Origin of the sequence: Klenkia sp. PcliD-1-E (assembly GCF_024124375.1) — a bacterium.
In the GTDB taxonomy this organism is placed as follows: domain Bacteria; phylum Actinomycetota; class Actinomycetes; order Mycobacteriales; family Geodermatophilaceae; genus Klenkia.
Map to the genome: position 1 here is coordinate 23,162 of NZ_JAMXRZ010000044.1, position 9,480 is coordinate 32,641.

10 protein-coding genes are annotated in these 9,480 nt (G+C 74.5%); 5 read left to right on the forward strand and 5 right to left on the reverse strand.

Going from position 1 to position 9,480, the window contains the following annotated elements:
• Positions 1–83: 83 nt before the first annotated feature.
• Positions 84–341, reverse strand: a complete 258-nt coding sequence (locus tag NH342_RS10765; protein WP_253014657.1) for a hypothetical protein — start codon at positions 339–341, stop codon at positions 84–86.
• A 124-nt stretch (positions 342–465) separates the two neighbouring features.
• Here NH342_RS10765 and nth point away from each other — a divergent pair, with 124 nt between their 5' ends.
• Genes nth through NH342_RS10790 form a run of 5 tightly spaced genes read left to right on the forward strand, consistent with a single transcriptional unit; the run spans position 466 to position 4,213 of the window.
• A complete protein-coding gene (gene nth, locus NH342_RS10770; RefSeq protein WP_253014659.1) occupies positions 466–1,242 on the forward strand; it encodes an endonuclease III in 777 nt (258 codons plus the stop codon).
• Positions 1,239–1,817, forward strand: a complete 579-nt coding sequence (locus tag NH342_RS10775; RefSeq protein ID WP_253014661.1) for a TlpA disulfide reductase family protein — start codon at positions 1,239–1,241, stop codon at positions 1,815–1,817. The genes nth and NH342_RS10775 overlap by 4 nt, the downstream gene beginning before the upstream one ends.
• Entirely contained in the window at positions 1,814–2,563 is a 750-nt protein-coding gene (locus NH342_RS10780) for a CoA pyrophosphatase (protein WP_253014663.1), read from the forward strand. The genes NH342_RS10775 and NH342_RS10780 overlap by 4 nt, the downstream gene beginning before the upstream one ends.
• On the forward strand, positions 2,560–3,027 hold the full coding sequence (locus tag NH342_RS10785; protein WP_253014665.1) for a plastocyanin/azurin family copper-binding protein: 468 nt from the start codon (positions 2,560–2,562) through the stop codon (positions 3,025–3,027). The genes NH342_RS10780 and NH342_RS10785 overlap by 4 nt, the downstream gene beginning before the upstream one ends.
• A 4-nt stretch (positions 3,028–3,031) precedes the next feature.
• The gene (locus NH342_RS10790) at positions 3,032–4,213 is read left to right on the forward strand and encodes a MarP family serine protease (protein ID WP_253014677.1); all 1,182 of its coding nucleotides are present in this window, start codon (positions 3,032–3,034) and stop codon (positions 4,211–4,213) included.
• Positions 4,214–4,350: 137 nt separating this feature from the next.
• Here the strand turns inward: NH342_RS10790 and NH342_RS10795 are convergent, their stop codons facing one another.
• The 4 genes from NH342_RS10795 to acs all read right to left on the reverse strand — a co-directional run bounded on the left by NH342_RS10795 (position 4,351) and on the right by acs (position 9,197).
• Complete coding sequence (locus NH342_RS10795; protein ID WP_253014679.1) at positions 4,351–5,403, reverse strand: type IV toxin-antitoxin system AbiEi family antitoxin domain-containing protein; 1,053 nt, start codon at positions 5,401–5,403, stop codon at positions 4,351–4,353.
• A 231-nt stretch (positions 5,404–5,634) separates the two neighbouring features.
• Entirely contained in the window at positions 5,635–6,546 is a 912-nt protein-coding gene (locus NH342_RS10800; protein ID WP_253014681.1) for an alpha/beta fold hydrolase, read from the reverse strand.
• Entirely contained in the window at positions 6,543–7,046 is a 504-nt protein-coding gene (locus tag NH342_RS10805; protein ID WP_253014683.1) for a phage holin family protein, read from the reverse strand. The genes NH342_RS10800 and NH342_RS10805 overlap by 4 nt, the downstream gene beginning before the upstream one ends.
• 186 nt (positions 7,047–7,232) lie before the next feature.
• On the reverse strand, positions 7,233–9,197 hold the full coding sequence (gene acs, locus NH342_RS10810) for an acetate--CoA ligase (RefSeq protein ID WP_253014685.1): 1,965 nt from the start codon (positions 9,195–9,197) through the stop codon (positions 7,233–7,235).
• Between the last annotated feature and the right edge of the window lie 283 nt (positions 9,198–9,480).

Genomic DNA, 9,480 nt, shown 5'->3' on the forward strand with positions numbered 1-9,480 from the left:
ACGTCCGGAGCGAGTCTAGGGCCTGTGGGCGGACCCACAATGCGGAGCGTCACCGGGGTGCCCACGACGGGTGGGCCGGTGGGTCAGTCGGACGGGCGCTGCGCGGTCACGGCCTCGGTGCCGCGGACCACCCGCCCGCTGCGCCGGCCGCGCCAGCGGTCCATCGCCCGGCGGATGCCCGAGCTGGCCAGCGTGTCGACGTCGCCGGGCGTCGCGGTGGCGAGGAACTCCTCCACCTGGCGCTGCGAGGTGGGCCGCCGCAGCGGCTCCTCGACCCGCTCCATCACCAGCAGGAACGCGATCACCAGCGGGGGGAACAGGATGACGATCAGGGCGACCACCCAGCACCTCCTCGGGTCGGGACGGCGGGCCTGCGCGGCTGCTGTGCACGCGGTGTCACAGGAGGCCCGGTGGGTCCAGGATGGCAGAACGGGCCTGTCGGTGCCCGCGCCTACCCTCGACCGCGTGTCCGCACCCCCCGCCGTCCCGTCCCGGCCCTCCCGTGCCGTGCGGATGGGCCGGTCGCCGTTCGACGAGGGCGAGACCCCGCTCGGCCGCACCCGCCGGGCCCGGCGGATGGCCCGGGAGCTGGCCCTCATCCACCCCGACGCGCACTGCGAGCTGGACTTCACCACCCCGCTGGAGCTGCTGGTCGCCACGGTGCTGTCGGCGCAGACCACCGACCGCACCGTCAACACCGTCACCCCGACCCTGTTCGCCCGGTACCGCACGGCCGCCGACTACGCCGGTGCCGACCGGGAGGAGCTGGAGACGATCCTCCGGCCCACCGGCTTCTTCCGCGCCAAGGCCACCTCCCTGCTGGGCCTGGGCCGCGCCCTGGTCGAGCAGTTCGACGGCGAGGTGCCGGCCCGGCTGGAGGACCTGGTCACGCTGCCCGGCGTGGGGCGCAAGACCGCGAACGTGGTGCTGGGCAACGCATTCGGGGTGCCCGGGCTGACCGTCGACACCCACTTCGGCCGGCTGGTCCGGCGGTTCGGCTGGACCGCGGAGGAGGACCCGGTGAAGGTCGAGGCCGAGGTCGCGCAGCTGATCCCGAAGAAGGAGTGGACCGACTTCTCCCACCGGGTGATCTTCCACGGCCGCCGGGTCTGCCACGCCAAGAAGCCCGCCTGCGGGGCGTGCGGGCTGGCCCGCGCCTGCCCCTCCTTCGGCCTCGGCCCGCTGGACCCGGTGGCGGCGGCGAAGCTGGTCAAGGGCCCGGCCGCCTCGGACACGCTGTGAGGCGCGCCCTGCTGGCGCTGGCCGCGGTCCTGCTGCTGGCCGGCTGCACCTCCGACAACCCTGACGCCGCCCAGCCCTCGGCGGACCCCGGGGTGCAGGACGTCGACACCGCGCTGCAGTCCTGCCCCGAGCAGACCGGCGACACCGTGGAGGCCGCCGACGCGCTGCCGCCGCTGTCCTTCGACTGCATCGGTGGGGGGACCCTCGACCTGTCCCGCGCGCCCGGCGTGCCCACCGTCGTCAACGTGTGGGGGTCCTGGTGCGGGCCCTGCCGCGAGGAGCTGCCCCTCGTGCAGCAGCTGGCCGACGAGGCCGGTGACCGCGTGCAGGTGCTGGGCGTCGTCGCCTCCGACACGCTCACCGCCGCGGACTCCTTCGCCGCCGACGCCGGGGTGACCTTCCCCAACGGCTTCGACCAGCAGAACGACCTGCTCACCGAGGAGGGGCTGAGGGGGGCGCCCTACACGTTCTTCGTCGCCGCCGACGGCACGCTGGCCTACACGGAGACCGGCGCCGTGTCGTCGCTGGCCGAGCTCGAGCAGCTGGTCGCCGACCACCTCGGCGTCGCCCTGTGAGCCCCGACCTCACCGGCGTCCCCGACCACGTCCGGTCGCTGCTCGCCTCGGCCGACGCGCTGCCGCTGCGGCACCGCATGGGCGGGGCCACCGACACGGCCCGGCGCTCGGCGGTGCTCATCCTCTTCGGGCGCACCCCGCTCGGCGACGACGTCCTGCTGATCGAGAAGTCCGACCGGCTGCGCACGCACGCCGGCCAGCCCGCCTTCCCCGGCGGCGGCGCCGAGGCCGGCGAGGACTACCCGGTGGGCACCGCGCTGCGCGAGGCGCACGAGGAGGCGGGGGTGGACCCCGCTTCCGTGCAGGTGCTGGGCGTGCTGCCGGAGCTGTACCTGGGCCCCAGCGACAACGTCGTCGTCCCGGTCGTGGGCTGGTGGGACGACCCGCGGGAGACCGTGACCGGCGACCCCTTCGAGGTCGCCCAGGTGGCCCGGGTGCCGCTGGCCGAGCTGGTCGACCCGGCCCGCCGGTTCCGGGTGCGGCACCCCTCGGGCTACACCGGCCCGGCCTTCGACGTCGCGGGCATGGTCGTGTGGGGCTTCACCGCCGGGGTGCTGGACGCCGTCCTCACCGCCGCGGGCCTCGCCCGGCCCTGGGACACCGCCGACGTCCGGGACCTCGCGGCCGAGCAGGAGCGGGTGCGCGGGCGGCGTGACGTCGTGGAGCGGCCCGCCGACCGCGCCGCGCCGACGGTCGCCGACGGACCGCCGCCCACAGCTGCGCCGCGTACGGTCCTCGGGCGATGACGACGAACCGAGCACGCGTGCTGGTGGTCGCGGTGCTGCTCGCCCTGGGGCTGGTGGGCTGCAGCAACCGCACCCCGGCCACGCCCGAGGCGACCCGCACGCCCGACGCCGGCGTGGGCGAGGTGACGACCGACCCCGAGGGCGTGCAGGAGATCACCCTGGAGACCGGGGACGACTACGTCTTCACCCCGAGCACCTTCACCGTCGCCCCCGGCACGGTGCGGCTGACGGTCACCAACGTCGCGACGCAGCTGACCCACAACTTCATGTTCACCGCCGACACGGGTCCCGAGGCCATCACCGAGGAGATCCCGCTGCTGGCGCCCGGCCAGAGCCAGACGATCGAGTTCACGGTGACCCAACCCGGCGACTACCCGTTCGAGTGCACCTTCCACGTCGCGCTCGGGCAGGTCGGCACGATGACCGTCAGCGGCGCCGCGGCGTCTCCGACGGCGAGTGGCTGACCCGGTGTCCCTCGTCGACCTGGTGCTCATCGCGCTGGCCCTGCTGTTCGCCCTCTCCGGGTTCCGGCAGGGCCTGATCGTCTCGGCGGCGTCGTTCATCGGGTTCTTCGGCGGCGCGGTGGCCGGGGCCCAGCTGTCCGGGCCGGTGGCCGACGAGCTGGGCGGGTCGACGCTGTCCCGGGTGTTCGTGGCGCTGGTCGTCGTCCTCGCCGGGGCGCTGCTGGGGCAGCTGGTGGCTGCCTGGCTCGGCCGGGCGGTCCGCAGGAAGGTCACCTGGGAGCCGGCGAAGATCGTCGACTCGGTGGCCGGGGCGCTGATCTCGGCCGTCGCGGTGCTGCTGGTCGCCTGGATGGTGGCCACCCCGCTGGCCAACTCGGCCTTCCCCGCGGTGGCCAGCCAGGTGCGGCAGTCCACGCTGGTGCAGGCCGTGGACCGGGGGGTGCCCCCGGGCGTCCGGTCGCTCTACGACTCCCTGCGCGAGGCCATCGACCGGCGCGGTCTGCCCGACGTCCTGGACCCGCTGACCCCCACGCAGGTCCGCGACGTACCGGTGCCCGACCAGGCCCTGGCGCAGAGCGCGGTCGTGGGCCAGGTGCAGGGCTCGGTGGTGAAGATCAGCGGCGTGGCGCCGTCCTGCTCGCGGCAGATCGACGGGTCGGGCTTCGTCTTCGCCAGTGAGCGGGTGATGACCAACGCGCACGTGCTCGCCGGGGTCACCGACCCCGTGGTCACCGCCGAGGGCGAGACCTACGACGCGGTCGCGGTCTACGTCGACGAGGAGACCGACGTCGCCGTCCTCGCCGTGCCCGGGCTTCCGCAGGTCCCGCTCACGTTCGCCGGCGAACCGGTCGGTTCGGGGTCCGACGCGATCATCATGGGCTACCCCGGGGGCGGGGGGCTCTACGTCGGCGCCGCGCGGGTGCGCGACCGCGGGGCGATCAGCGGCCCGGACTTCCGCTCCGAGCGCACGGTGGTCCGCGACGTGTACGCCCTCTACGGGCAGGTGCGGGCCGGCAACTCCGGCGGCCCGCTGCTGGCCGCCGACGGCTCGGTGCTCGGCGTGGTCTTCGCCTCGGCCGTCGACGACCCGAACACCGGCTACGCCCTCACCGACGCCGAGGTGGCCGACGCCGCCACGCAGGGGCGCACCGCCAGCACCCCGGTCGACACCGGCCCCTGCGAGTAGCCCCCGCCGCCTGCGCCGGCCCGCCGCCCGCCGCCCGCCGCCCGCCGCCCTGGCGTGGATCAGGTCCGACGACCACCGTGCATCCTCCTGGGGCGACGTCGGTGAAGGCGGTTGCACATCGGTGGCGGAGGACGTCGTCACGCAGTCCGGTCCTGCGAGCCGCCGATGACCGGGGGCGTCCACGGCGTCGCCCGCGGCACCCGGCGGAGGCCGTCCCGCCACGGGACGATCACCACGCCCGGCGGCAGGACGAGGGGCTGGGCGAGCAACGACCGCACCCGCGCGGCCTTCGCCGGCATGCCGGTGGCCAGGTCCCCCTGGGCCACGCGGGTACCCGCCAGCCCGAGGTCCACGAGGACGTCGTGCCGGCGCTTCTCCTCCCAGCCGACGTCGGCCGGTGATCGTCCGCGCCAGGGGTCGGTCCACTTCACCCGCCCGTCGACCTCGCCGAAGGCGGGGGTGCCCGGCCAGTGCATGTCGAGGACCGCGACGAGCCTGCCGTCACGGAGCACCGCCGCCTGCAGCACGGGTTCGGGTAGGCCCGAAGCGCCGAAGGCCAGGCGGGTCAGGGTCTCCAACGGGGAGTGCGCCCCGACCCTGGCGAGCCGGACCGCCGCGGCCGCCTCACCGATGCCGACCCAGTGCCGCTGTCCCAGGACGCCGGCGGCCAGCTCGTCCGGCGTGGTCCGTCCGTCGGCGAGGGCGTCGTCCAGCGCGACGACGGCGTCCGTCACCCCCCAGTCGCGCCCCACGTCGAGCAGGGTGCGGTTCAGCGACGTGGCGGGCAGCCCGCCCACGGTGGTGGTGTCCGTCCCGGGGAGCCCGGCAGCCAGGACGCGGTAGCCCCGCCCGACCCGGAAGCGCTCCGGGTCGGTGAGCGTGACGGTGGGGGACGACCCGGCGGGGACGACGAGGTCGTGCAGCCGTGCGGCCGCGTCGTGGCTGACGACGGCGCTGTCCCGGCCGAGCCGGGCCAGCACGGCTGCTGCCTCCAGGCCGTGCTCCTGCCCGGTCGAGACGTAGGCGTGCCAGATCTCCTGCGTCGTGCAGACGCCGTAGCGGACCGCGTGCCAGCGGCCGCTGCGCAGCTGGGCGGCGATGCCGTGCCGCGTGTACCCGGCGGCGACGGCGTCGGCGGTGGTGAAGACGCCACCGCGGCGGACCAGGGCGGCGTGGAGGAGGGGGTGCACACGACGCACCGTCGTCGACTCCGCTCCAGCAGGGAAGGCGGCAGCCTGGACCCGTGGACAGGCGGCCGGGCTGTGGACGGCGACGTCCTCGATGGCGTTCCGCGTGGTAGGCGCCGTCCTCAGCCGCCCACGTGCATCCTCCGCCGCCGACGTCGGTGGCTGAGGACGCACATTGGTCGTCGCACCTGATCCACGCCGCGGCCGGGCGGGGGTGAGGCGGCGAGAAGGGGCTCAGCGGGCCCAGGCGGCGATGGCCTCGCTGACGACGTCGGGGACCTCCTCGTGCGGGAAGTGGCCGACGCCGGCCAGCTCCCGCCACTCGTAGGCCCCGGCGACGTAGCGGCCCGAGCCGGCCGCGGTGCGCAGCAGCACGCAGGGGTCCAGCGTGCCGTGCAGCTGCAGGGTGGGCGCGGTGACCGGGGCGGTCATCCGCCGGGCGTAGCGCAGCCCGTCGGGGCGGAACTGGGAGCGGAAGGCCCAGCGGTGGAACTCCATCGCCCCGTAGGCGGCCTGCGGGATCCGGGCGGCGTCGCGGTAGCGGGCCACCGCGTCGGCGAAGTCGGTGGTGTGCACCCACGACGGCCCGGCCCAGCGGCGCAGCAGGTCGGCCACCGGGTCGTCGTCGTCGCGGGTGAGCCGCCGCTCGGGCAGCCGGGGCAGCTGGTAGCGCAGGGCGTAGCGGGAGGCGTGCCGCTGCGCCGGGTCGGTCATGCCGGCCCGCAGCTCGCGGGGGTGGGCCGAGGAGACCACGACCAGTCCGCGAACGGTGCGGGGGTGCAGCGCGGCCGTCGTCCAGGCCACCAGCCCGCCCCAGTCGTGCCCGACGACGACGGCGTCGGTCTCGCCGAGGGCGCGGACCACCGCGGCCACGTCGGCCGACAAGGTGGGGAGGTCGTAGCCGCGGGGTGGCTTGTCGCTGCTGCCGTAGCCGCGCAGGTCGACCGCGACGGCGCGGTAGCCGGCGTCGGCCAGCGCGGTGAGCTGGTGCCGCCAGGCCCACCAGAACTGCGGGTAGCCGTGCACCAGCAGGACCAGCGGTCCCTCACCGGCCTCGGCGGCGTGCAGCCGGACGCCGTTGGCGGAGATGTCCCGGTGCCGCCAGGGCCCCGGCACCAGCGCGCTGGTCGCGTCGGGTGCGGTCACCCCAGCCGGGCGTGCGGCGCTGCGCGCTCGATGTGCCCGTCGCGGACCACCGGGAGGTCGTGCTGGCGCTGGCCCGGGGCCTCGCGGCGCATGACGTCGGGCAGGTCCTTGAGCGTCTCGATGGTGCGCTCGGGCTTGCGGAACTTCTTGGTGAAGCGGATGCCGACCAGGACCAGCAGGCCCGCCAGGAGCAGCAGGACGCCGAACACGATGAAGTAGGAGACGAACCGCGGCAGCCCCAGCCAGGTGAGCAGCTCGGCGATGCCGATGAACAGGAAGATCGAGCAGTACAGCGCCATCACGCCGCCGACCGCGACCAGCCCGCCGCCGATGCCGACCTTCTTCACCGAGGCGCCGACCTCGGCCTTGGCCAGCTCGACCTCGCTGCGGATCAGCGTGGAGACGTCGGACATGGCGCTCTGCACCAGCGAGCCGATCGAGGGCTCCTCGGGACCGGCCGGTTGACCGGACAACCGGGTGGTGGGCGCGCTGTGGGCCACGGGGGCTCCTCCTCGGGTGCTGCTGCCGCGCGGCGGCACCGCGCGGTCGAAGCATGATCGTGCCTCATCCCTGCTGGTGGCGCCGCGTGGATCAGCCCACCTGATCACCGTGCATCCTCCGCCACCGACGTCGGCGGCGGAGGATGCACGCACCTCGTCGGAGCTGATCCACGCCGAGCGGGGGCGTCAGTCCTCGGAGGAGGCGCTGGGCATCTTCTGCCCGATCAGGTCCATCACCGAGGAGTCGGTGAGGGTGGAGACGTCGCCCAGCTCCCGGTTCTCGGCCACGTCGCGCAGCAGGCGGCGCATGATCTTGCCCGAGCGGGTCTTGGGCAGCTCGGCGACGACCATGATCTGCCGCGGGCTGGCGATCGGGCCGATCTCCTTGCGCACGTGCTGGCGCAGCTCCGTGACCAGGTCCTCGCCGGAGTCCTCGGCGCCGCCGCGGAGGATGACGAAGGCGACGATGCCCTGCCCGGTGGTGGGGTCGGTGGCGCCCACGACGGCGGCCTCGGCCACGGTGGGGTGGCTGACCAGCGCGGACTCCACCTCGGTGGTGGAGATGCGGTGCCCGGACACGTTCATCACGTCGTCCACCCGGCCCAGCAGCCAGATGTCGCCGTCCTCGTCGAGCTTGGCGCCGTCCCCGGCGAAGTAGACCTGGTTGCCGTAGCGGGACCAGTAGGTCTCCACGTACCGCTCGTCGGAGCCCCAGATGGTGCGCAGCATCGACGGCCAGGGCTGCGTGAGCACCAGGTAGCCGGTGGCGCCGGGCTCGACGGGCTTGCCCTCCTCGTCGACCACCGACGCCGCGATGCCGGGCACCGCGCGCTGGGCCGAACCGGGCTTGGTGGCCACCACGCCGGGCATCGGGGCGATCATGTGCGCGCCGGTCTCGGTCTGCCACCAGGTGTCCACGACCGTCGCGGTGCCGCCGCCGACGACCTTCCGGTACCAGAGCCAGGCCTCGGGGTTGATCGGCTCGCCGACCGAGCCCAGCACCCGCAGGCTCGAGGTGTCGAAGGGCTCCAGCTCCTGGGCGCCCCACTTCATGAACGTGCGGACGACGGTCGGGGCGGCGTAGAGGATCGTGACGCCGTACTGCTGCACGATCTCCCACCAGCGGCCGCGGTGCGGGGTCTCCGGGGTGCCCTCGTACATGACCGAGGTGGCGCCGTTGGAGAGCGGGCCGTAGACGATGTAGGAGTGGCCGGTCACCCAGGCCACGTCGGCGGCGCACCAGAAGACGTCGGTGTCGGCCTTGAGGTCGAAGGTGCCCCAGTGGGTGAACGAGACCTGGGTCAGGTAGCCGCCCGAGGTGTGCAGGATGCCCTTGGGCTTCGCCGTCGTGCCCGAGGTGTACATGATGTAGAGCGGGTGCTCGGCGTCGAAGGGCTGCGCCTCGTGCTCGGTGGACTGGCCCTCCACCAGGTCGTGCCACCACTGGTCCCGGCCCTCGGTCCACTCGACGTCCTGCTCGGTCCGCTGGACCACCAGCACGTGGTCCACGCCGCCGACCTTGGTGAGGGCCTCGTCGACGGCGGGCTTGAGCGCGCTCGGTGCACCACGGCGGTAGCCGCCGTCGGCGGTGATGACCACCTTCGCACCGGCGTCCTCGATGCGGGAGGCCAGCGCGTCGGGGGAGAAGCCGCCGAACACGACCATGTGGACGGCGCCGATGCGGGCGCAGGCCAGCATCGAGATGACCGCCTCGGGGATCATCGGCAGGTAGATCGCCACCCGGTCGCCGGCCTGCACGCCGAGGGAGAGCAGGGCGTTGGCGGCCTTGCTGACCTCGTCCTTGAGCTGGGCGTAGGTGATGGTGCGGGTGTCGCCGGGCTCGCCGACCCAGTGGTAGGCGACCTTCTCGCCCCTGCCGGCCGCGACGTGCCGGTCCACGCAGTTGGCCGCGACGTTCAGCTCGCCGCCGACGAACCACTTCGCGAACGGCGGGTTGCTCCAGTCCAGGACCTCCTCCCAGGGCGTGGACCACTCCAGGCGCTGCGCGGCCTCGGCCCAGAAGGCCAGCCGGTCCTCCTCGGCGCGCCGGTAGGTGTCAGCCGTGACGTTGGCGTGCTCGGCCAGCTCGGCGGGTGGCTCGAACACCCCGCCGGCGGGGATCTCGTCGGTCAGGCTCTGGGCGTCGCTCATCGCTACCTCGCATCGGTCGACGGGTCGGGCGTCGGCCGGGGCGGGCCGGCGACGCTGCCTCGCGCACGACCCTAGTGACCGCTGTGGTCCCCGTCTCCCTCGGCGCAGCGGCGGCGCAACCCCTCAGGCGGTGCGGTCGCGCTCGACGATCTCCAGGTAGGCGTCGCTGTAGCACTGCAGCCCGGCGGCGACCCGGGACGCCTCGGCGGCGACGGAGCCGTGCGCTGCCGGGAGCGCGGCGCTGGCCCGCACCGCCGCGGTCACCTCGCCGACCGCGGCCAGG

Bases quoted from the DNA above. Each gene is read 5' to 3' on its own strand.
- NH342_RS10785 (WP_253014665.1), top strand. From the start codon at position 2,560: ATGACGACGAACCGAGCACGCGTGCTGGTGGTCGCGGTGCTGCTCGCC.
- acs (WP_253014685.1), bottom strand. From the start codon at position 9,197: ATGAGCGACGCCCAGAGCCTGACCGACGAGATCCCCGCCGGCGGGGTG.